This is a genomic window from Enterococcus sp. 9E7_DIV0242 (assembly GCF_002140975.2).
Lineage (GTDB): Bacteria > Bacillota > Bacilli > Lactobacillales > Enterococcaceae > Enterococcus_L > Enterococcus_L clewellii.
Genome location: NZ_CP147247.1, coordinates 1,117,109 through 1,138,886, shown reverse-complemented (window position 1 = coordinate 1,138,886; position 21,778 = coordinate 1,117,109). Strand labels below are relative to the sequence as shown.

19 protein-coding genes and 1 pseudogene are annotated in these 21,778 nt (G+C 39.1%); 16 read left to right on the top strand and 4 right to left on the bottom strand.

Translation table 11 applies throughout. The annotated features are described in order from the left end of the window. The first annotated feature begins 3 nt into the window (after positions 1–3). Together A5888_RS05345 and A5888_RS05340 are read left to right on the top strand one after the other, a co-directional pair. Complete coding sequence (locus A5888_RS05345) at positions 4–966, top strand: DHH family phosphoesterase (RefSeq protein WP_086348160.1); 963 nt, start codon at positions 4–6, stop codon at positions 964–966. A gap of 1,029 nt (positions 967–1,995) precedes the next feature. Next, the gene (locus A5888_RS05340) at positions 1,996–2,337 is read left to right on the top strand and encodes a zinc ribbon domain-containing protein YjdM (RefSeq protein WP_086348159.1); all 342 of its coding nucleotides are present in this window, start codon (positions 1,996–1,998) and stop codon (positions 2,335–2,337) included. 289 nt (positions 2,338–2,626) lie between these two features. Here the strand turns inward: A5888_RS05340 and A5888_RS05335 are convergent, their stop codons facing one another. Together A5888_RS05335 and A5888_RS05330 are read right to left on the bottom strand one after the other, a co-directional pair. Then, entirely contained in the window at positions 2,627–3,913 is a 1,287-nt protein-coding gene (locus tag A5888_RS05335) for an ISL3 family transposase (RefSeq protein WP_086348158.1), read from the bottom strand. Positions 3,914–4,084: 171 nt separating this feature from the next. Beyond that, positions 4,085–4,417: a hypothetical protein gene (locus tag A5888_RS05330; protein ID WP_339101978.1), complete on the bottom strand. Its 333-nt coding sequence runs from the start codon at positions 4,415–4,417 to the stop codon at positions 4,085–4,087. A 286-nt stretch (positions 4,418–4,703) separates the two neighbouring features. On the opposite strand from A5888_RS05330, the gene A5888_RS05325 reads away from it, so the two are divergent. The 4 genes from A5888_RS05325 (at position 4,704) to ribF (ending at position 9,422) form a co-directional block, all read left to right on the top strand. Continuing rightward, entirely contained in the window at positions 4,704–5,885 is a 1,182-nt protein-coding gene (locus A5888_RS05325; protein WP_086348157.1) for a VanZ family protein, read from the top strand. 61 nt (positions 5,886–5,946) lie between these two features. Then, positions 5,947–7,296 carry a DEAD/DEAH box helicase gene (locus A5888_RS05320; RefSeq protein WP_086348156.1) on the top strand — a complete coding sequence of 450 codons (1,350 nt, stop codon included), beginning with the start codon at positions 5,947–5,949 and terminating at the stop codon, positions 7,294–7,296. Between the two features lie 238 nt (positions 7,297–7,534). After that, entirely contained in the window at positions 7,535–8,455 is a 921-nt protein-coding gene (truB, locus tag A5888_RS05315; protein ID WP_086348155.1) for a tRNA pseudouridine(55) synthase TruB, read from the top strand. A 19-nt stretch (positions 8,456–8,474) separates the two neighbouring features. Beyond that, positions 8,475–9,422: a riboflavin biosynthesis protein RibF gene (ribF, locus tag A5888_RS05310; RefSeq protein WP_086348363.1), complete on the top strand. Its 948-nt coding sequence runs from the start codon at positions 8,475–8,477 to the stop codon at positions 9,420–9,422. A gap of 114 nt (positions 9,423–9,536) precedes the next feature. On the opposite strand, the pseudogene A5888_RS21485 reads toward ribF, so the two are convergent. Next, a pseudogene (locus A5888_RS21485) lies at positions 9,537–10,003 on the bottom strand (DUF3885 domain-containing protein). Beyond that, positions 9,952–10,137 (bottom strand): hypothetical protein, encoded by a 186-nt coding sequence (locus tag A5888_RS05305; RefSeq protein ID WP_086348154.1) that lies wholly within the window; start codon positions 10,135–10,137, stop codon positions 9,952–9,954. Before A5888_RS05305 ends, A5888_RS21485 begins: the two are co-directional and overlap by 52 nt. Positions 10,138–10,358: 221 nt before the next feature. On the opposite strand from A5888_RS05305, the gene A5888_RS05300 reads away from it, so the two are divergent. From A5888_RS05300 to A5888_RS05255, 10 genes are all read left to right on the top strand, one after another. After that, a complete protein-coding gene (locus A5888_RS05300) occupies positions 10,359–11,216 on the top strand; it encodes an AraC family transcriptional regulator (RefSeq protein ID WP_086348153.1) in 858 nt (285 codons plus the stop codon). 149 nt (positions 11,217–11,365) lie between these two features. Beyond that, positions 11,366–12,067, top strand: a complete 702-nt coding sequence (locus A5888_RS05295; RefSeq protein WP_212647170.1) for an alpha/beta hydrolase — start codon at positions 11,366–11,368, stop codon at positions 12,065–12,067. A 235-nt stretch (positions 12,068–12,302) separates the two neighbouring features. After that, the gene (locus A5888_RS05290; RefSeq protein WP_339101977.1) at positions 12,303–13,736 is read left to right on the top strand and encodes a family 1 glycosylhydrolase; all 1,434 of its coding nucleotides are present in this window, start codon (positions 12,303–12,305) and stop codon (positions 13,734–13,736) included. 42 nt (positions 13,737–13,778) lie between these two features. Continuing rightward, the gene (locus tag A5888_RS05285; RefSeq protein ID WP_086348151.1) at positions 13,779–15,185 is read left to right on the top strand and encodes a PTS transporter subunit EIIC; all 1,407 of its coding nucleotides are present in this window, start codon (positions 13,779–13,781) and stop codon (positions 15,183–15,185) included. A 652-nt stretch (positions 15,186–15,837) separates the two neighbouring features. Next, the gene (locus A5888_RS05280) at positions 15,838–16,953 is read left to right on the top strand and encodes a tyrosine-type recombinase/integrase (protein ID WP_086348150.1); all 1,116 of its coding nucleotides are present in this window, start codon (positions 15,838–15,840) and stop codon (positions 16,951–16,953) included. 220 nt (positions 16,954–17,173) lie between these two features. Continuing rightward, a complete protein-coding gene (locus A5888_RS05275) occupies positions 17,174–18,106 on the top strand; it encodes a hypothetical protein (RefSeq protein ID WP_086348149.1) in 933 nt (310 codons plus the stop codon). Continuing rightward, complete coding sequence (locus A5888_RS05270) at positions 18,036–19,262, top strand: hypothetical protein (RefSeq protein WP_086348148.1); 1,227 nt, start codon at positions 18,036–18,038, stop codon at positions 19,260–19,262. Before A5888_RS05275 ends, A5888_RS05270 begins: the two co-directional genes overlap by 71 nt. Before the next feature lie 46 nt (positions 19,263–19,308). Continuing rightward, on the top strand, positions 19,309–20,022 hold the full coding sequence (locus tag A5888_RS05265; RefSeq protein WP_086348147.1) for a helix-turn-helix domain-containing protein: 714 nt from the start codon (positions 19,309–19,311) through the stop codon (positions 20,020–20,022). Positions 20,023–20,201: 179 nt separating this feature from the next. Next, positions 20,202–20,507, top strand: coding sequence for a hypothetical protein (locus A5888_RS05260; protein WP_086348146.1), 306 nt, complete (start codon positions 20,202–20,204; stop codon positions 20,505–20,507). Then, positions 20,500–21,765: a glucosaminidase domain-containing protein gene (locus A5888_RS05255; RefSeq protein WP_086348145.1), complete on the top strand. Its 1,266-nt coding sequence runs from the start codon at positions 20,500–20,502 to the stop codon at positions 21,763–21,765. Before A5888_RS05260 ends, A5888_RS05255 begins: the two co-directional genes overlap by 8 nt. Positions 21,766–21,778: the final 13 nt, after the last annotated feature.

Here is a 21,778-nt window from a genome sequence, read left to right as displayed (position 1 = left end):
AGAATGAGTGTGAGAAATGATATTCTCTCAATGATTAAAAAATATGAAACAATTATTATTCATCGTCATCAACGACCAGATCCAGATGCTCTTGGCTCTCAAGTTGGATTAGCGGAAATTCTTCGCGCAAGCTTTCCGGAAAAGAATATCTATCAGGTCGGTGGTCCGGTAGAGGGCTTGGAATTTCTGGCACTAATGGAAGAGGTAGAGGACAGCGTTTATCAGGGGGCATTGGTTATTGTTACAGACACTGCGAACTCTCCCCGTATTAGTGATAACCGTTATGCTCTAGGGGAAAAACTGATCAAAATCGATCATCACCCAAATGATGAACCATACGGTGATTTGGTCTGGGTAAATACTAAGGCTAGTAGCTGTAGTGAGATGATTATGGATTTTTATTTGATGTTCGAGGATGAGCTGACTCTTACAGATAACGCAGCAAGATTACTGTACGGGGGGATTGTTGGCGATACAGGTAGATTTCTGTACCCGGCTACGACTTCCCATACACTAGAGGTTGCGGCAGTATTACGAGGCTGTGATTTCGATGCAACTGCGTTGAATCGAGAGCTGGAACAAATATCAATGTCTGTGGCTAAGCTGGCTGGGTATGTCTACCAAAATCTTGAGGTAGATGCAGACGGCGCCGGAAAAGTGCTGATTTCTCATGAGATGCTTACGGAGTACGGGATTGTTGATTCAGAAACAGCTTCAGTTGTTCCGTTGCCAGGTACGATTGACGAAGTGTTGGCTTGGGGGCTGTTCGTTCAGCAACCAGAAGGATATTACCGGGTACGTTTGCGTTCCAAAGGTCCTGTGATCAATGAAATTGCTAAGCGTCATCATGGCGGCGGACATCCGTTGGCAAGTGGGGCAAACGCCAGAGATATGGATGAGGTGCGTGAAATTTATGCAGAAATCCAACAAGCCTGCCAGAATTTTATTCAAGAAGTCGTGGAATAATCTAATTGGAATAAATGAATAGAAGAAAAAGTATAGAAGTGATGGCCTTGAGAAATTCCGCTGATCACTTCTTTTTTTATTCATTTGTAAAGAACCAAACCCTCTTTTCTTTTTGAATGAAATACGCTAAAATAAAAAAGATGTTGCCATAAAATACAGGGAAACTAGTATCCTACTATTAAACTGTGTAAGACAAGTGTCTCTGCGGTTCTCATAAAACTGCGATCCTCGAGACAAAGCATTACACTATATCTAGTTTTATTGCCTCTGCGAGTACTCGAGGCAAATGCGTCTACTTGGAAAAGCATTGGCTATCGAACCACTAGAATCAAAGAAATAGACGGTTACTTGGCTGTTTCTATCATTAAACAATAAAGGAGAACCAGCATTCTGTTACTAGACCCTCTAGAAATGCTGGATATCGGACCACCAGAATCAAAGAAACAGACAATTACTTGACTGTTTCTATCATTAAACAATAAAGGAGAACTAGCATTCTGTTACTAGACCCTCTAGAGATGCTGGATATCGGACCACTAGAATCAAAGAAACAGACAATTACTTGACTGTTTCTATCATTAAACTATAAAGGAGAACCAGCATTCTGTTACTAGACCCTCTAGAAATGCTGGATATCGGACCACTAGAATCAAAGAAACAGACAATTACCTGACTGTTTCTATCATTAAACAATAAAGGAGAACCAGCATTCTGTTACTAGACCCTCTAGAAATGCTGGATATCGGACCACTAGAATCAAAGAAACAGACAATTACCTGACTGTTTCTATCATTAAACAATAAAGGAGAACCAGCATTCTGTTACTAGACCCTCTAGAGATGCTGGATATCGGACCACCAGAATCAAAGAAACAGACAATTACTTGGCTGTTTCTATCATTAAACTATAAAGGAGAACCAGCATTCTGTTACTAGACCCTCTAGAGATGCTGGATATCGGACCACCAGAATCAAAGAAACAGACAATTACTTGGCTGTTTCTATCATTAAACTATAAAGGAGAACGAACATGGAAACTTTACCAAATTGTCCGGAATGCGGATCAACGTATACATATGAAGATCGGGGAATGATGATTTGTCCGGAATGTGGGCACGAATGGACACCAGGAGATGCCGTAGAGGAGGATAACTCAGCGGTTAAGGACTCTAACGGGAATCTGTTAGCTGATGGCGATACAGTAACTGTTATCAAAGATTTGAAGGTCAAGGGTGCAAGTGGTGCAATCAAACAAGGAACGAAAGTCAAAAATATCCGTTTGGTTGAAAGTAGTGATGGACACAACATCGACTGTAAGGTTGATGGATTTGGCCCAATGAAGCTAAAATCAGAATTTGTTAAAAAAGCATAAGACAAAAAAAGAAAGGTTCTATGTCAATTTGTGTTGGTAGGACAAAAAACTGAATAAAATCGTAGAACTTGGAATAAAAATCAGAGACATTCTGGTTTTGTTTCAAGTTCTTTTTTAGAAATAGGAGGACTTCTGCCAATTATCTGGGCAGCTGGCCGGAAGCGACTTGGCAAAAAGCGCCAATTCCATTCCTAAATCGAGTCAAAGTAGCTGTACATGTACTTGGATAACAGCTACTAATTCCCGATTTACCTTTATAGCTGCAGAGATATTGGTTGTGAGCCCCCTTTTAATCTTGAGAAAAAACAAGACCTTGAACAATGTAAATACGTGAACGAAAATGATAGAAATTGCGGTAGCCATAAGCCACTCGTTTGATTACCTTAATCTTGTTGTTCAACCCTTCTGTAATGCCATTAGAAAAAGAAAAACTGAAAGCATTGGTAATTCCTTGTCTGTGCTTCTTGAAGAATCTCAATTTCTTTTTGAACCAGAAAGGCAGTCGGGGATCTAGTGTATCAAGTTCTTCAAAGAAACGCTTGGCGTCTCGATGAGTAAAGGCATATTTGAGAAACTGAACAGTATCGTAAGCAATGCGCAAGGTTGAATCATAGCTGAGTAATTCATCGACAATATCTGTTTGAGTTAATGGACGTTTGAACAGTGAATGATAGGGACGATGTTGACTATCAAGCTCAGAGGAATCTTTTAAGAGTAACTTCCAATACCGTTTGAGTCGACGATATTGCTTCTGTTCTAGCGGTGAGGAATGCCGAAAGGCATTCATTGTCTTTATCCGCAGTTGATTTAACGCTCGATTCATCTGTTGGACAATGTGGAATCGGTCAGTGACGAGTTGGGCATTTGGAAACACAGACTTGAGTAATTGATCATAGCTCGCATTCATGTCCATGACCAGGTACTTTACGTTTTCTCGAGCTTCTTTTGTGTAACGCATAAAGTGTCGGGTTAAGTGTGTTAACCGTCGGTCTTCAAGGACTTCAAGAATCTTGTTGGTTTCTCCATTAACACAAATAAAACTCATGGCTCCTTCACAAGATTTCATTGATTTGAATTCATCAATACATAAAATTTTTGGAAGAAATCGCCAGTTTGGAGAATAAGAAGTAGCTAGCTCTTCCATTAAGCGAAGAACCGTCACGTCTGAAACGAAATGTTTTTGGGCAATCTCTTTCCTAGAAACATTTTTCTTTAAATCAAGCATGATTTGGAGACAGAGCTGCTTCGATAAATGATGATGCTCTTCAACTAACTCTGTTTGAGCATGAAAAGTAGCGTGACACTCATGACAACGAAAGCGTGAACGTTTCAGCTCCAATAATGTCAAGCGACCATTAAAAACAGGTAATTGAGTATATGTCCGATGGTAACCGTTTTTGATGATCTGTCCTTGATTTTTAATGCCACAGTTTCTACAATGTGTAGGTATATACGTAAGTGTTGCTTTGATGACCTGAGCCTTAACACCTTTTGAATGACTGTATTCAAGCCAATCCTCTCCAAAGGAGAGATGTTTATCTGTTAGTCCAAGCAATAATCTGGTATTCTTATCCATAGAGGAACAACCTTTCTGATGATTTGTGGTTTTAGACGATTTCATTTTATCAGTTTGTTGTTCCTTTTTTGTGTTTGACCACTCAAAAAAGTGCTGGTGGTTTTTCCTTTAGGAATTTCCACCAACACAAAATATTATAGAACCAAAAGAAATCCAGTCACGGATTTCTTTTTATTTTTCTATGTGCTGCTGCTTTCTTTCTTGCTGGAATTGATAAATCCGTTTGATTCCGCGCCAACAGTTTAAGATAACAAGCAGAATTCCGGCAATTAGAGGAATCCATAAAATATCTGGAGAGTAATTAAGCTGTAGATCTAGTCGTGCATCGGCTGACCAGAATTCTTGGAGCACTTGAAAGCTGAAAACGGTCATGAAGGAAGCAATCAGCAATAGAACAAATCCTATATAATATTGAACCTGTGATTTTTTTCTGATCCATTCAAAAATAAGGTAGAGAATAATTAAAAATAGCGGAACACCAAAAGCAAAATAACCATTAAGCATGTTTTTCCCTCCTTGCATAGAAGATAGCGTATAGACAGGGCAGTTCTTCAAAAAATAACTACTCCTTTATCATACCTGTAAATGGTCTATTTTTCAAAAATTACTTTCTATTTGTTGATCACTTGAAATGACAAATTTCAGTTTTTCTACTAGACTGAGGAGAGGAGTTGGCGATGAAAAAGCTGACAAAGAGAAAGATTTCTGAAGAGCAGCTGATTCTCTTAGTTAGATAGCTTTAGGGTCATTGATTTTGCTGGTTTTATTTTATTAGAAACGGAGGGTGAGCATGAGCGCATATGAAGGACCAATCAGAACAGCAATTATTGTTTTTCCATTTTTAGCGTTTGCCATTTCATTTATTTTTATTCTTTACGATTACCGAAAATATGGGACATTTTTGTTTCGTAGAGCCATTATTCTGTATTCCTTTGTGTTCTATTTACTATGTGCCTATTTTCTGATTATTTTACCGTTGCCGCCTCGTGCAGACGTAGCCAATTATACGAGTCAAATTATAGAACTGCGTCCTTTTTATACGGTGGTTCGTTTTCTGAAGGACACGACACTTGTTTTAGGAGATTCGAGTACGTATATACCTGCACTTAAGCAAGGAGTGGTTTTAGAACCTCTGTTCAATATATTGTTATTGGTGCCATTTGGTATTTATCTGAGGTATTATTTCAAGTTATCATTCAAGAAAGTTGTTTTATCCGGATTTCTATTATCGCTCTTTTTTGAGCTGACACAGCTTAGCGGATTGTACTTCATTTATCCTCGACCTTATCGACTAGCAGATGTGAATGATTTAATCAATAATACACTGGGAGCGATGATCGGTTATGCGGTTACGCCAGTTCTTACCTTTCTACTACCTACCAGGACCGATATTGATGAGGCAGCGTATAGAAAAGGGCAGGATGTTACGATTTTTCGTCGTTTTACGGCTTTTATGATCGACTGGATAATGATTTGGTTGGTAACATTCATGATTGAGATTCCGCTTCGCTTTGTTCCGCAATTTCGGGCATGGGATGATCAATCGCACGTTTTTGATAGTAGGTGGTTTTTCTTTTTAACTGTTTTCTTCGTTTTTATGGTGATTCCTACTTGGACAAATGGACAGACTCTAGGGAAAAAATTTGTTCGAATCAGAGTTGTAGAAGAAGGGCAATCGAAGCTTCGGTTTCGAGCGTTGTTTTTACGATATGGCTATTTCTATTATATTTTCGGTCTTACCTCTGCTTTTTTAGCCTACGCAGCGAACTGGCTGAACTCAACTAACCGCTGGCTGCAAATTGTCAGTTTGATTTTGACGATTTTCTGTTTCCTCCTAAATACATTGTTTGTAATCAATATTGGCTATTCAGTCTTACGTAAGAGGAGGAGATTGTTTTACGAAAAAGCAAGTCATACCTATACAGTCAGTACAATTGAAGTAAAGGAAAAGTTTGAAAAAAGCGAGGAGTAAGACGCTATTTTATGTTATAATGCTTGAGGACTTATATACAAGAGAGAAAAGAGGTGGGCAAATGAGTTCGTTTGAACAGTTTCAATTTCAGCCTTTTATTATGAAGGCGATCGAAGATAAAGGATTTAAAACGCCAACAGAGGTGCAGGAAAAGTTGATTCCCGTAATTAAAAAGGGAAAAAGCGTGATTGGTCAGTCACAGACTGGTAGTGGAAAGACACATACCTTTTTATTGCCATTGATGGATAAAATCGACCCAACAGTAGATGAAGTCAGTTTGGTCATTACGGCACCAAGTAGGGAGTTGGCAGATCAGATTTATCGAGAAGCCAGTCAAATTGCACAGTTCAGTCAGCCTGAAATACGGGTATCGAACTTTGTTGGTGGAACAGATAAGAAACGTCAGATCGGCAAGCTTGAAAAACAGCAGCCCCACGTAGTAATAGGAACACCGGGACGTATTTTGGATTTGATTAATGAACAGGCGCTAAAGGTTCATACAGCAGCTTTTTTTGTTGTCGATGAAGCAGATATGACGTTGGATATGGGCTTCTTGGAGGAAGTGGATCAGATTGCCGGGCGATTGCCTGCACATCTGCAAATGTTGGTATTTTCCGCAACTATTCCTGAGAAACTAAAACCGTTTCTTAAGAAATATATGGAGAATCCAGTCGTCGAGCATATCAAGCCAAAGACAATCATTTCTGAATCGATTGGTAATTGGTTGATTTCAACAAAAGGAAAAGATAAAAATCGTCTGATTTATCAGCTGTTGACAATTGGTCATCCCTATTTGGCTATTGTTTTTGCGAATACAAAACAACGAGTAGATGAAATTACAGAATATCTGAAGAAGCAAGGCTTGAAAGTTGCAAAGATTCATGGAGATATCACACCAAGAGAACGTAAACGAGTGATGCGTCAGGTGCAGAATTTGGAGTATCAATATGTTGTTGCGACAGATTTAGCTGCACGAGGAATCGATATTGAAGGTGTGTCTCATGTCATCAATGCGGAAATTCCTGCTGAACTGGATTTCTTCATTCATCGTGTCGGTCGAACTGGAAGAAATGGCTTGGATGGAACAGCAATCACACTTTATGATCCCGCAGATGATTTGATGATTTCTCAAATCGAGCAGTTGGGTGTTAAGTTCTATCCGAAGGAAATCAAAGATGGAGAGATCGTAGAAACCTATGATCGTAACCGTCGAACAAAGCGGACGAAATCGAAGGATGAGCTTGATCCGACATTGATTGGTTTGATGAAGAAGAAAAAGAAGAAAATCAAACCGGGATACAAGAAAAAGATCAACTGGGCGATTGCGGACAACAACAAGCAGAAGCGTAAAGTAGAACGTAGACAGCAAACGCGTACTGCAAGAAAATCGAAGAAAAACTCGAATCAATAGAACTTGGAGGATTGCATTGGGGCTATGACCTGATGAACCATCTGTGTAGGTCTGGGATATTGTCAATTGGCAGATGTCCCAGACTTTTTCTGATTTAGAGAATCTATCTGCTAAAATTGTTAAGAAAATAGTTGGCTTTTTTTGACGGGCTCCAAAGAATCTGAGTGATTTTCCAGAATGTTTCTCTTCGGGTTCTGTGCTATAATAACCAAGTTAGTATGAAAATGGAGGAAAAGAGATGGACGGAATCCTGCCTTTATGGAAAGAAAAAGGAATGACCAGTCACGACTGTGTCTTTAAATTACGTAAAATATTACATACAAAAAAAATTGGTCATGGGGGCACCTTAGACCCAGATGTTTCCGGTGTGCTGCCGATTTGCATTGGCAAAGGAACGAAAGTAATTGAGTATATGGTAGATTCAGGGAAAACCTATGAAGGCGAAATAACTTTAGGTTTTTCGACGACTACTGAAGATGTTAGCGGCGAAATCGTTGAACAAGAAAAGCTGAGCCAGCCGTTTTCTTTAGAAGAAATCGATCAGGCGATGGCACAGATGACGGGGGAAATTACTCAGGTTCCACCAATGTTCTCGGCTGTTAAGGTCAATGGAAAGCGACTTTATGAATATGCCAGAAATGGTGAAGAAGTTGAACGACCACAAAGAACGGCGATGATCTACTCGTTTGAGCGAACCAGTCAGCCTGTTTTTGATATGGAGCAAGGAACGCAAAGCTGGAGCTTCAAGGTCGTCTGCGGCAAAGGAACCTATGTCCGTACGTTATCTGTTGATACCGGAAAGGTATTGGGTGTACCTGCCCACATGTCTGAGTTGGTTCGAACAGGCAGCGGCGGTCTAAATAAGGAGCAGTGTGTGACCTTGGCTGAGGTTGCAGAAAAGATGGAACAAGAAGCGATCAAAGATGTCTTATTGCCAATCGAAGTTGCGGTGTCAGGTTTTCCTAAGTTTGATTTGACTGATGAGCAGTACAGCCGGGTTAAAAATGGTGTTTTTCTGTCACAAAAAGAATTGGGCTTGTCTGAACCGTTAGAAAGTTTGATTGCATTATATTATCAGGGATTGGTTGTCAGTCTCTATCAGCAGCATCCGGAAAAATCAGGAGTGTTGAAACCAAGTAAAGTACTTAGAAATAACTAATAGAAAGAAGTTTTGCATGATGAAAATTATTTCCATTCGTCATCCCTATGATCCAGCACAAATACCAGCGGATGATGTAGTAATGGTTTTAGGTTTTTTTGATGGGGTTCATCAAGGCCATAAAAAAGTAATTGAAACAGGGAAAAAGCTTGCAAAGGAAAAGGGATTAAAGCTGGCAGTAATGACGTTCAATCATCATCCATCCATTGTTTTTCAGAAAATCGAACCGCATGCGATGAAATATTTAACTAGTCTGAAGCAAAAAGAAGAACATATGGCAGATCTGGGTGTTGATATTCTCTATATTATTGATTTTACTTCTGATTTTGCGAAGCTTCCACCACAGGATTTCGTCGATCAATATATTGTTGCTTTGCACGGAAAAGTAGCAGTTTCAGGATTTGACTATACGTATGGACCCAAAGATATTGCTGATGTGGCCCATTTTCCGGAATATGCACAGAGCAGATTTGAAATCGTGACTGTTCAAAAAGAAGAAATGGATGGAGAAAAAATCAGCTCCACGAGAATTCGTGAAATGATGGATAGCGGAAATATGGAAGAAGTGACGGAGCTTCTTGGCTATGTCTATGAAACAGAGGGTACCGTGGTTCATGGCGATGCACGGGGGCGTGAGCTTGGTTTCCCAACAGCCAATATCCGAGTGAAAAGTACCGTTCGTTTACCAAGGATCGGTGTTTATGCTGTTCAAATCAAAATTGGTGAAAAGTGGTATATCGGCATGGGCTCGATTGGACATAACGATACCTTCGGTGAAGGCCGTGAGTTGACGGTCGAGGTTTATATTCTTGATTTCAAGAGAGATATTTATGGGGAACAGACGATTGTTCGTTGGAATCACTATCTTCGAGATCAGGTGAAATTTGAAGGCGCTGCGAAGCTGATTGAGCAACTGAAACAGGATGAGGTGGATACGGCAACTTATTTTGAGGGACACTCTGAATAGATTTTTTGCGGAGTAGCCCACTTTTCAAGATAGGAATAACAGATTGTTTACTATAAAAAATGGACCTGATCGCTGCAAAAAAGCAGCAATCAGGTCTTTTTAGATAGAAAATATCTATTCTTCAGTGAACCAGCTAGCGATTTCTTCTCTGTCATACGCTAAGATATGCTTCTGATAGTTCTGATAATAGAATGCTGCTGTTTCTTTGTCAGGGGACCAAATGTCACAACCACGATCATCGTAGAGGTGAAATAATATTTTTTTGTTGGATTATAGATAAAAATACGTTCACTGATTCGAGGGACCAACGGATTTACCCCGTAAAAATCGGAGTAAAGACAGGCGGTGATCAATTTATTCAGATAAAGATCCTTGCGCTCGATGGTCAGCAGCAAAATGCCGGTCGTCCCTTCATAATAGTCGTTGAAGGCATCGGTAATAAAATAGTCGATATGTCGGATTTTATTTCTCTTTAAAAATTTTTGAAAACGAGTTACTTTTCCATATTCAGGTATTATGACTCCTATTGTCAGAGTATCTTCTTCAAAAAAATGTCTTCCACAATCGCTTTTGGCAGCCAATAAATGTCATTGATTGCACGAATCGCGCCACGACTAAAATCTTTTGTTAGCTCTAAACGAAGATTGTATTTTTGTTTATAAGTATGATGCTTTTCTCGAAATAGTTCTTTCAGCTCGTCGACTATAATCTTCACCTTCCCAACCGTTCATTTCTTATTTGCTTTGATTGTATCAAAGGAGGAGGAAACGAACAATCTCAATTGGAATATTTCAGAGAACTATTTGGCGGTGCTTTTTGATTTACAAATAACAATCGATTTGACAATCTGCTACATTTCGAAGAATATATAGGAAAAGCACTGTAGATTAAAATAATCGAGTGAGAAGTGGGTTAGTACGATTGGAGGCTAGAATAATGGCGATTTATTTGGAGATGCCGAAATTAGATAAAGAGTTTCCATTTCGGGTGTTGGTGAATGACGGCGATATTTTAACGACGCCTCATTGGCATCGTGAGCTGGAACTGATTTACGTGACGAAAGGAACAATCACATTAGGAATCAACGATGAACCCTACATGCTATCTGAAGGGGGAATCGTATTTATTAATAGTGGTGATATCCATTATGTGTTGGCTTCTCCGGGAAGCGAGCGCTTGGTTTATCAATTTGATTTCAGCTTTTTTTCCTCAGTGAGTGTGGAGCAGGCAGATATTTCCCATAGCTTCCCGAACATTTTACCTTTAAGCACACAATGGCAGGAATCCCATCAAAAGAAGGTACGAAAAATATTAGAAGCGGTTTATCTTGAGAATCAAGAGCAGAAAAAGGGGTATCAATATGCGATCAAGTCAGCCATTTTTCAACTGGCAGTGTTGTGTATTAGAGAACTGCCAAAAGGGAAAAATAAAGTGATTCAGGAAATCAATGGCATCAAAAATAATGAAATTCTTGAAAAGCTGGATATGGTTTTTCGTTACGTTGAGGGACACTATCAACAGCATATCACCCTTCAAGATGCTGCGGCCAAGGTCGGCTACAGTCCTTTTTACTTCACGCGTTTTTTTAAGAAAAATACAGGAAAAACGTTTATTACTTTTTTGAATGATTATCGTATAGACAAAGCGAAATGGCTGTTAATCAATAGTGATAAAAATGTTTCTGAGATTATTTCAGAGGTGGGCTTCGAGAGTGATAAAACCTTCTATCGTTTGTTTAAGCGTTCCATGACATTGCCTCCTTTAGATTATCGAAAAAGAATGGGGATTCAATAAGAATAGTATACGGAGGACAGGAACAGCACGATGAAGAGAGGAACAGAGCGAAAAATAGTGAGTAATAACCAGTACATCCTACTAATTTGTGAGAGACAGAGAGGTCTGTTTTGAGTAGTAGTACTAAAACCAAGGAGATGGAATGAGCGATGATGGAAAAGAAAATCGTTGAGATAGATCAGGTGCCGGCAATCATTTATGGAGCGAAGTCTAGTAAAGTATTTTTATTCGTTCATGGCCAAAATGGGTACAAGGAAGAAGCAGAGCGATTGGCAGAAAAAGCAACAGCTAAGGGATGGCAAGTATTAAGCGTTGATCTGCCTGAGCATGGTCAGAGAAAGAGTGAGAGAGGCTTTGTTCCATGGATCGTGGTCCCTGAGCTTCAAAAAGTTTGGATGTATATGCAAGCGCAATGGGATCAAATCAGCTTGAGAGCAAATAGTATTGGAGCATGGTTTAGCATGCTTGCATTTGCGGATAAAAAGCTTGAGCAAAGCCTGTTTGTTTCTCCAATTTTGGATATGAAGCAGTTGATAGAAAATATGATGCGTTGGTCAAATGTTTCAGAAGAAAGGTTGGAACAGGAGCAAATCATTCAAACCGATTTTGGACAGGAATTGTCATGGGAATATTTAATCTTCGCGCAGCAGCAGCCAATCGATGACTGGACAAATCCAACTGCAATCTTGTATGGGGATAAGGATGATTTAACTGAACGTGCGTTAGTGGAGCAGTTTTCCGAGAAATTTCACTGTAAGCTGACTGTGATGGAACAAGGGGAGCATTGGTTTCATACGGAGGAACAGTTGGCATTTATAAATAACTGGTTAAATCATGAAATGAATAGTTAGGAAGAAGCTGAACAGCCGTTTGAGAAACCGGCTGTTCAGTTTTTTTAGTGAAAAAATCATGTAAGAAAGTGTGCTTTCTAATGAGAGTAAAGCGCAATATTTGAGAATAATAAGACAATTTTATGGGAATGAAAACGGTTGATAATCCGTTATTATGATTGTATCGTCGACGAACGAAACAAATGAAAAGAGAATATCATAAAAAAAATAGCTATTTTTGAGAGGTATTAAGACTATGGAAATGACAAATGAATTTTTTTGGGGTGGAGCGGTTTCAGCAGCACAATGTGAAGGGAATTATACGAGTGATGGGAGAGGTCCATCTAATTTTGATCAGTTGCCTTTGAATGAGGAGCGATTGAAGCCGGTTTTTAAGAATCGAAAAGAGAACATTCTGACAACACGTACACAAGAAGTTTATCCAGGTAGAATCGGTATCGACTTTTACAACACGTATGGGGAAGATATCAAGTTATTGAGCGAATTGGGTATTAATAGTTTTCGCTTTTCGATTTCATGGTCGCGCATTTTTCCAAAAGGAAATGAGGGAGCACCAAATCAAGCTGGGTTGGACTACTATGATCGATTATTACAGGAGTTGGAAAAATACAATATCGAGCCGATTGTAACTTTGAGCCACTTTGAAATCCCACTCCATCTTGTGGAAGCATATAATGGTTGGGCAGCAAGGGAAGTGATCGATTACTATGTTCATTATACAAAAACGATCATGGCTTATTTTGATGGCAGAATCAAGTATTGGATTCCGTTTAATGAGATGAATATGGTTCTGCATATCCCCTTTATTGGCGGTGGTTTACTGTTTGAAGAGGACCAGGATAACCGTTCTTTGCAGTATCAAGCAGGACATCATCAATTGCTGGCAAATGCGTTGACGATCCAAGCTGGTAAAAAAATAAATGGGGCTAATCAATTTGGTGCGATGTTGGCGGCTGGAAAAACCTATGCCTACACTTGTAGCCCGGCGGATGTTTTTGCGGCGTTGAAGCATGAACAGGAAAACTTGATGTTCTCAGACGTTCAAGTCTTTGGCAGCTACCCGGCGCATACGGCCCATTTCTTTGAAAAGCAAGGGATACAGGTGCATATCACACACGAAGAACAACTATTATTAAAGAGAAATACTGTTGATTTTGTTTCATTTAGTTACTATTCAAGTGCCTGTACAGCGGCTGAAACAGAGGGAAAAGAGACTGTTGCAACCAATGGTTTTGTAACGCTGAGAAATCCCTATTTACCTGAAAGTAAAAGTGTCTGGCAGAATGACCCTGTCGGCTTAAGGATCACCTTGAATCAGCTCTATGAAAGATACCACAAACCACTTTTTATTGTAGAAAATGGTTTTGGCACTCAGGACACCTTTTTAGATGGAACGATCGACGACCCCTATCGTGTGGATTACCTGAAGGAACATATTAAAAACATGATCCTTGCGATAAGAGAAGACGGTGTTGAGTTAATGGGATATATGATGTGGGGAATCATTGATTTACCAAGTGTTAGCGAGGGACGAATCAGTAAACGCTATGGTGTCGTATATGTAGATCAGGATGACAATGGGCATGGATCTGGCAAACGCTATAAAAAGACCAGCTATTATTTTTATAAAGATGTCATTGAATCAAAAGGAACCACCGTATTTGACTAATAGTAAAGCAACTGCAAACATTCGCAAAAGGAGCGATTTAAAATGAGTAAAAATAAAGAATTGGCAAGAACGATCATTGCTGCACTTGGGGGCAGCGAAAATATTTATTCTGTGGTTCACTGTGCTACGAGACTTAGATTTTCATTGGTGGATGACCAGCGAGTGGACGAGCAACAGCTGAAAACGATTGAGGGTGTTGTTGGTGTGAATCCAACACCGACCCAATATCAAGTCATTATTGGCAGCCACGTTGCTACCGTTTTTCAGGCAGTTCTTGAAGAGGGGATCGTTAACGGGGATCAGGAAGTGGAACAAGAAAAGTCAGCATCGACCTCCGCCTCTGTTTTAGATAAAGTAGTTGATACAATCACTGGCTGTATGACACCGATGATTCCGGCATTGACCGCAGCCGGAATGATTAAGGTTATTCTTTCTCTAGGAACGACGTTTCACTGGTTGTCAAACGAATCATCGACCTATCGCGTATTAGATTTTATTGGAGATGGCGCATTTTATTTTATGCCGATTCTCTTGGCCGTTTTTGCTTCTCGTAAGTTTAAAGTCAATACTTCTATAGCAGTTGTTGTGGTCGGCATTTTTCTACACCCGAACTTTACTTCGTGGGTGACTTCAGGAGAATCAATTTCTTTTATTGGTATGCCAATTCAAGGTATCAGCTACGCCGCTTCGGTGATTCCCGCTCTTCTGACGATATGGGCGATGTCATACATTGAAAAGGGCGTAGACAAGCTCACACCAAAAGCACTAAAAATTCTTTTGAACCCAACGCTTGTTCTATTGATTTCGGCACCTTTGGCATTGATCGTCATTGGTCCATTGGGTAACTATGCAGGAAAAGGACTGGCTTGGTTTATCGAGCTGATGCAAGGGCAGCTTGGCTTCATCATGGTGGCTTTGTTGGCGGCTGCCATGCCATTCATCGTTATGACAGGGATGCATCATGCCTTGACGCCGATTTTTGTTGCTTCTTTTGCTGCAACAGGGACAGAGTCACTGATTCTTGTTGCTCAGGTTTGCGCGAATCTTGCCCAAGGGGGAGCGACCCTAGCTGTGGCTTTGAAGTCAAAGGATAAGAGTCTGAAAACTGTGGCGACTGCAGCCGGAATCTCTGCCATCATGGGGATTACAGAGCCGGCACTGTATGGTGTAACAATGAAATTCAAGAAGCCGTTGATTGCAGCTTGTATCAGTGCAGGAGTAGCTGGTTGTTTTGCCGGAATCATGCATGTGACTTTATATGTTCCACAAAATAGCTTGATGGCAATACTAGGGTTTTCAGGAGACAAAGGGACAGCTAACATCGCTGCAGGAATCATTATGATGCTTGTATCGACGGTCCTGTCGTTCATCTTAACGTGGATTTTGCAAAAGGAAGAAACGCAAGCAGAAATGACCACTTCGACAGTTTCTATGGAAGCGGCAAGATAAATCGTGTCCAACCTCTTACGATTTTATGGTAATTAAATAGTCTGAGCATTTTGTTATTTCAGACTTATACAAGCAAATAAATACGACCCGGATTTTCCTAAAATTAAGGAAAGTCTGGGTCGTATTTATTTGGTATTCTTAGCTGAAAAAACTTTGCGAAAAAATCGTCTGACGGCTCGTGTTATTTTTTCGTGATATTCAAAAAATAAAGTATCTTTTACAGCAAAAAAGAAATTGAAATAGAAAATAAAAAATATCTATTTTCTTTTGATGAATTTCGAATTTTTTAACAATTATTAGATTCAGTATGTTATTTTAATTATGTTGTATGAGAATTTTGTGTTAGATTATTAGTTGAAAATAGCAAAAAAATATAGCTATATACTTTCTTAATTCAACTAAAATTGAGAAATAAAAAATATTGAATTGACAGTTTATTTTTATTGGTTTTCATGATTTGCTCATCTTATGACAATATCATTCTAACAATCCGTTTATTTTATGTCAAGAAAATCTCATAAATATTTTTTTATGCTTACTTCGATCTAAAAAAAGAAACGAAATTCAAATAAAATGCAGAAATGATGTGAAAATTATGGAATAAGCCGTCAAAAAGATTGTCAAACGAATATGGAGAAAGGACGCGATTATTTTGGCGAAAAAGGGTGAAAATATTTATAAAAGAAAAGATGGACGCTGGGAAGGACGTTATATTAAGATGCGGACAACCAGCGGGAAAATCGTCTACGGCTCTGTTTATGGAAAGAAATATACAGAAGTAAAAGAAAAACTGATTCAAGTAAAAGCAAAGAGATTGGAAAAAAGTGGGCCTCTTAATCCATATTATGGTTCTTTTGCGGATTGGCTACAGTATTGGGCAACCACGCAAGTAAAAAACAAAGTAAAACCAACAACATATTCAAATTATTACCGTTTAATCAAAAAACATATTCTACCTCGCTTGGGAAATTATCCACTTACGAAGCTACAGACAAAGGATATACAGAATTTTATCTATGGATTACAGAAGGAATTAACTGCTGGGTCGATCAAAAATGTCTTTAATATTGTAAAAAAATCATTGAATGATGCAAAAAAGCATGCGTATATCTCAGAGAATCCCTGTGATTTCGTTGAATTACCAAAGATGAGAAAAAGGGAGGTTCATGCATTGACGATCGCCCAACAAAAGCGTTTGGAGATCGTGGCGTTTCATGAAAGAGGCTGTTCACCAGTCATCCTTTCTCTCTACTCAGGAATGAGGATTGGAGAAATCAGCGGTTTGCGATGGTCTGATATCGATTTTGACAATGAGTTGATTTATGTCCAGCGAACGGTGTCAAGAGTACTTGATGAGTCATCACAGCTATCTAAAACGAAAGTAATTGAAGGTAGTCCTAAATCGAGCTACTCGATTCGGCAAATTCCTTTGGCCTATAATTTAAAAAATTATTTGCTTGAAAAAAGCAAAGAAGCAACCTCAGAGTATGTGATTGGGAATGGTCAAGGTTTGTTGGAGCCACGTACCATTACAAACCATTTCAAAAAAAATCTGAAAGCTGCTGGTTTGGACAATGTAAAATTTCATATTTTAAGACATACCTTCGCAACTAGATGTATAGAGAAAGATATCGACATAGCCAGTTTAAGCAAGATACTTGGCCATCAGTCAGTAAAAATGACGTTAGATACTTATACAGACTCGCTAATGGAAACCAGAAGAGTAGCGATGGCAACCTTGGATACAATGTTTTACGAGTCATTATAGCACGTCAGAAAAGTGGTCAATTTTCTTCGAATCACTTGCTACCATTGACGGTACGAACTTTTTTCTCAATTTTAGTTGAATTAAGAAAGTTGTCAACTAATTGAACTGGGAATGTATCAAAGAACTTATTTAAAAATTTATTGAATCAAAGTTGCTAAATGTCTGATTTGCAGAAATGAAGAAAAAATAAAATAAGTACTGGATTGGAGCAGTGATAGACATGTTTGGATTAGGAAAACGTAAAGACGATCAGGAGTACGATGAAGTGTACATTTATGAAGATGAAGAAGATTATGATGAATACACGGATTATGAGGAAGAAGAATACAATGATCGCCCACAAATGACTGCTAAAAAAAAGAAAGAGCGAGAGGGCTATCAGCGCTATGAAGATCCGTTGGATTCTCGCCGTGAAGAGGAAGAATTGAAGCACGAGATCGATCATTTGGAAGAAACTGTTGAGCGATTGACAGATCAGCTAGAAGAAAAGCAAGAGGAACTTTATAAAGTCACAAATTTATTAGCTGAAAAAGAAAACGTTGCTGAAACAGCTTCTATTGAGCTAAGAAGACAATTAGAGGATGAAATCGCTCAAATAAGAAGTGACTCCGATGCAGTTTTAAGAGAATACAAGAATCATATAGAGCAGTTGGAAGATGAGCTTGCAGATCGCAAACAACAGGTGAGAAAGCAAGACAATCAGGTGGATTCTGTGAAGCGGACCTATGAAAATAAGATTATTGATCAAAATCAACAAATCAGTGAGTTGCAAAAGCAGCTTCAACAACAGGATGTCTTAAAAAATGATTTGGCAAATATTATTATTGAGACGAAGGAACAACAGCGCGAAGTTATTGCCCGAGCGCAATGGGAAGGCGAACAAATTCGTGAAACAGCTGAAGCCGATGCTCGAAAAGTTTTGGCAGAATCTGCAATGGAACTACACATGGTTAAGCAGGAAGCCGAGAAATATCGTGAAAGATTGGTAGAAATGAAAAAAGAATCCAATCACACTTTTGATAGACTAATCGCGAGTGCAGAAAGAGTTGGCCAGCTAGAAATACGGGGAGGGAAATTCACTAATGAAGAGAAAAGAACTGCAAGTGACCATTTACCCGACATCAGCCCCGTTAACAGACGAGCTTCTTTATAAACGAGAAACGTTGGAAGAAGTTTGTTTAATTTGTGAAAAACTTCATTTGGGAAGGCAGCTCAAGGGGAAGTGTGAGTACGAACAGGTCAATGCGCGCTTTAAAGCAATGTTTGAGGTCATGACAGCTGTCTGCCATATGGAGATTTCAATAATATCAGGGGAATTAAAATGGGAGCGGGTTCTGCAGGAATTGGCAGTTCTGCTCCCTCAGTTTGCCTGGGTGAGCTGTAAAAGAGAAGTGAAAAAGCATGGGCGACAAAGGTATTACATTGAGTTTGTTCCCATTGTTTATCGAGAAGAGGGATTCCCCTTTGATATACAGCTACAAGCCAGTATTCAACAGCAATTATTTTTTCCAATAAAAGAAGCAGTAAAAGTACTGTGTCGCGAAATAGAACAGCAAATTGCAGTAAAGAAATTACTCGATTTTCAGTCAGTACATAGAACGGAAGAAAAACAGTCTTTCCAAAAAGAAGTACGGCCAAAGCAGCTCCAGTTTTCAGATGAAACAGCTAGCTTGGAAAACCAGTTATTGGTTTATAAAGAAGAAGCAAAACGAAGCAATTATACGAAAGAACGGATGCGTATTGCGAATGAAAGGCTGGAGCTTCTAATAGAAAAGTTAGAACAGACAGTCATTGATTCTAGCATCAGTTATCTACAAAAATCAGAAGAGAAAAAAAACTCGAAATTTTTACAAATTAGTTTACGAGAGTATTCTTACTTGAAACAAAAAGCGAGGTACTTGGAAAAACTGTGGGAAATTAATAAAGAACTCGTCAAGCAAGCTGCCGAAACTTCTGCTTTTGAAAATGCAACGGTGTACAAAGAAGAACATTTAAGACCGTTAAAGGAAATGATCTTTGACAGTGATATTTATATGGTGATGGACGAATGCCGTGCGATCGATATGCGTGTACTCATCAATCAATCTCCGTGGTTTCGCTCCCCTTATGTCAAAATAGCGCAACCAGATTACAACAGCTTAGTCAGCAAAGCCGCTTATTTTGACTTGCTGCAAGGAGAAAATTATTTTTTAAGAAAAATAATTGATGCACAGGCTATTCAGCCAGAAAAAAAGCAGGAAAGTAAACAAGAGCAATTTAAGAAAGAGGAAGTCTTCAAGAAAAATTATAGAGTTTTTGGAAGTTCGTAACTATTTTTGAAGTAATTAAATAGAGAAATGGATAGAGGTGACTTGGATGTACACAGTTAGTATAGTCAACATTAATGGAAAGATAGATGATAGGTATATAAATGAATTGCGAGCAAACCAGTACGATGTTCATCTGATGGAACCAGAAGAGTTGCTTGATGCGGGAGATGAAGTGGATGCGGTAATCCTTCATTTTCAAGAAGAAAGTGAAGTTGTTCTTTGGGAAATCTGTAATTTGGTTTTTCAAATAAAAGAAAAAACGAACGCTTTTATTTGGACTTTTTCAAATCGAATCGTAGAGCTTAATCGTTTAGTCTATTTAAAGTTAGGTATGCATGGAAATATTTCTAATGACTGCACACCGACAGAGCTTGAACTCATTATACATAATAGCGTTAGTCATCATGATGGAAAGGCAACAAACAACGCGATTCAGTCGAAGGAACAACCGACCGAGTTACTCCATATTTACGAAGAAAATCGAAGTATTCGGATTGCAGATAGTATAGAGATTCCCTTGACTAAGCTGGAATATCGCTTGCTTGTTATCCTTGGTAGTGAACGCGGAAAAGTATTTGGCTATGAAGAGCTTAAAAATTTTATTTGGCAGGAAGAAGAAGTGGACTCTTATCGCGCACGTCTGGCTAATTTGGTCTGTTACTTAAGAAGAAAAATTAAGAAGAGTACCAATTCTAGTAGTTCAGACATCGTTCGTACGGTTTGGGCAAAAGGGTATATGTTAGATATAGAAATAGAATGATCGTTTACAGATAGGTGTTCTTAGTTGATATGCGGAATGTAAGGGACCATATAGGTTTTTGACCGAGTTCAATTATTTGAAAATTCTGTCAATATAAAGGTTACTATGTATACATCGTCTTTTTATCAGTAATAAGACAGCATGTGATCAAAAAACAAGAAGGAGAGTGTTCTTTTACTATGCACAAGCGTAATTCAGATTTTAGGCGCTATACCTTGTTATATAGGATTCATTTTATTGCTTCTTGTGTCCTGTTACTCATCTTCGGTATCGCCTTTTTCTTTTGCTATTTTACTGATTTTCAAGAGAAGATGACACTCGCTCATTTAATATTATTGATGCTACTTGTGATGCTGATGATTTTTTTCCGAATGAATGCTTGTCATTATCAACGGTATATCTGGAAGGAAGCGCAAGCGACCAGAATAAGAGTAAGCAGAGAACGACAGCAATATTTGAGGGGAGAGCAATCATTTTATGACTAGAAAGACAAAATATATAGTAGGTCTGTTGCTATGCAGTAGCGTCCTTGCAGTAGCGATAAAGGTAAATCCGGGGCAGTTAATGGCGATGGAGCAATCAAATGATACGGATGAATCATTAAACGAGACAACTGAAAGAGCAGAGCAAGAATACTATTTAGATAGTTCTTCGTTAGATATGTCTTTAGATGAAACAACGAGTGAAAGCTCGGTGGAATATAACTCATCAGCTACAACTGAGGATACTGATACAGGGTACTCAAGTACAGAGAGCAGTGAGAGTTCAACTCCTATCATTCCAACTGAAAGTAGTGACGAGCAGCCACAGCCAGAGATTAGTTCGCCAGGGCTTACAGGGCAAGTTATTGTCGGACAACAGGCTGAGTCTGCTCAGGAAGAAAAAGCAGCAGCCTTTACGGAAGAAATGGCGGAACATTTCCCAGGTATAGCTGAAACGGAGACTGTCGAAGAAAACTACCAATTTTCAGTGGTAAAAAACCAAAGCACAGGAGAGTTCATTGCTTCAATCAGTGCGTTTGCACAGGAGATTGCATGGGAAAATGAGCTATATGCATCTGTTATGATCAGTCAGGCAATATTGGAGACCGGCTCTGGCAGCAGCAGTCTCTCAAGTCCACCCAATTACAATTTGTTTGGGGTGAAGGGCAGCTTTAACGGAAAAAGTGTGAGTTTTTCGACACAAGAAGATAACGGCAGCGGCAGTCTATATACGATCACTGCCAGCTTTAGAAAATACCCAAGCTACAAAGAGTCATTGGAGGATTATGCCAAACTATTGAAAAATGGGATCGATGGAAATAAAGATTTTTACAAAAAAACGTGGAAATCAACTACTGAGAACTATAAAGACGTGACAGCCTTCTTAACAGGTCGTTATGCAACGGATACTCAGTATGGTAGTAAATTGAATGCACTGATCGAAGCCTATGATTTAACGCAGTATGACGTTAAACCGGGAACAAAGGCTTCGGCCACTAAAAAGACTGAATCAAAGACAGTTGAGTCTTCAACTGCCGCTAAAGGGAAAAAATCAGCGACAAGCTACAGTTTTGAAAAAGAAACAGAGTCTACAACTGCAAGTACAACAGAGAAAAAAGAAAAGAAAACCTATACGATCAGGAGCTGGGTAGAAGAGAAATTATCCATCTTTAAACAACCTGTAAAAGAGATTCATGGCAATCAAAATATTTCTACTCCGATAAAAGGAGTGGGGATGTCCCCGGTGGCTGAAGATGAGTAGCAAGGTATGTCAA

Coding starts and splice junctions, on each gene's coding strand:
- A5888_RS05300 (WP_086348153.1), top strand. CDS start 10,359: ATGGCGATTTATTTGGAGATGCCGAAATTAGATAAAGAGTTTCCATTT.
- A5888_RS05345 (WP_086348160.1), top strand. CDS start 4: ATGAGTGTGAGAAATGATATTCTCTCAATGATTAAAAAATATGAAACA.
- A5888_RS05290 (WP_339101977.1), top strand. CDS start 12,303: ATGGAAATGACAAATGAATTTTTTTGGGGTGGAGCGGTTTCAGCAGCA.
- A5888_RS05275 (WP_086348149.1), top strand. CDS start 17,174: ATGTTTGGATTAGGAAAACGTAAAGACGATCAGGAGTACGATGAAGTG.
- ribF (WP_086348363.1), top strand. CDS start 8,475: ATGAAAATTATTTCCATTCGTCATCCCTATGATCCAGCACAAATACCA.
- A5888_RS05260 (WP_086348146.1), top strand. CDS start 20,202: ATGCACAAGCGTAATTCAGATTTTAGGCGCTATACCTTGTTATATAGG.
- A5888_RS05285 (WP_086348151.1), top strand. CDS start 13,779: ATGAGTAAAAATAAAGAATTGGCAAGAACGATCATTGCTGCACTTGGG.
- A5888_RS05255 (WP_086348145.1), top strand. CDS start 20,500: ATGACTAGAAAGACAAAATATATAGTAGGTCTGTTGCTATGCAGTAGC.
- A5888_RS05335 (WP_086348158.1), bottom strand. CDS start 3,913: ATGGATAAGAATACCAGATTATTGCTTGGACTAACAGATAAACATCTC.
- A5888_RS05265 (WP_086348147.1), top strand. CDS start 19,309: ATGTACACAGTTAGTATAGTCAACATTAATGGAAAGATAGATGATAGG.
- A5888_RS05295 (WP_212647170.1), top strand. CDS start 11,366: ATGATGGAAAAGAAAATCGTTGAGATAGATCAGGTGCCGGCAATCATT.
- A5888_RS05270 (WP_086348148.1), top strand. CDS start 18,036: ATGAAGAGAAAAGAACTGCAAGTGACCATTTACCCGACATCAGCCCCG.
- A5888_RS05330 (WP_339101978.1), bottom strand. CDS start 4,417: ATGCTTAATGGTTATTTTGCTTTTGGTGTTCCGCTATTTTTAATTATT.
- A5888_RS05325 (WP_086348157.1), top strand. CDS start 4,704: ATGAGCGCATATGAAGGACCAATCAGAACAGCAATTATTGTTTTTCCA.
- A5888_RS05320 (WP_086348156.1), top strand. CDS start 5,947: ATGAGTTCGTTTGAACAGTTTCAATTTCAGCCTTTTATTATGAAGGCG.
- A5888_RS05340 (WP_086348159.1), top strand. CDS start 1,996: ATGGAAACTTTACCAAATTGTCCGGAATGCGGATCAACGTATACATAT.
- truB (WP_086348155.1), top strand. CDS start 7,535: ATGGACGGAATCCTGCCTTTATGGAAAGAAAAAGGAATGACCAGTCAC.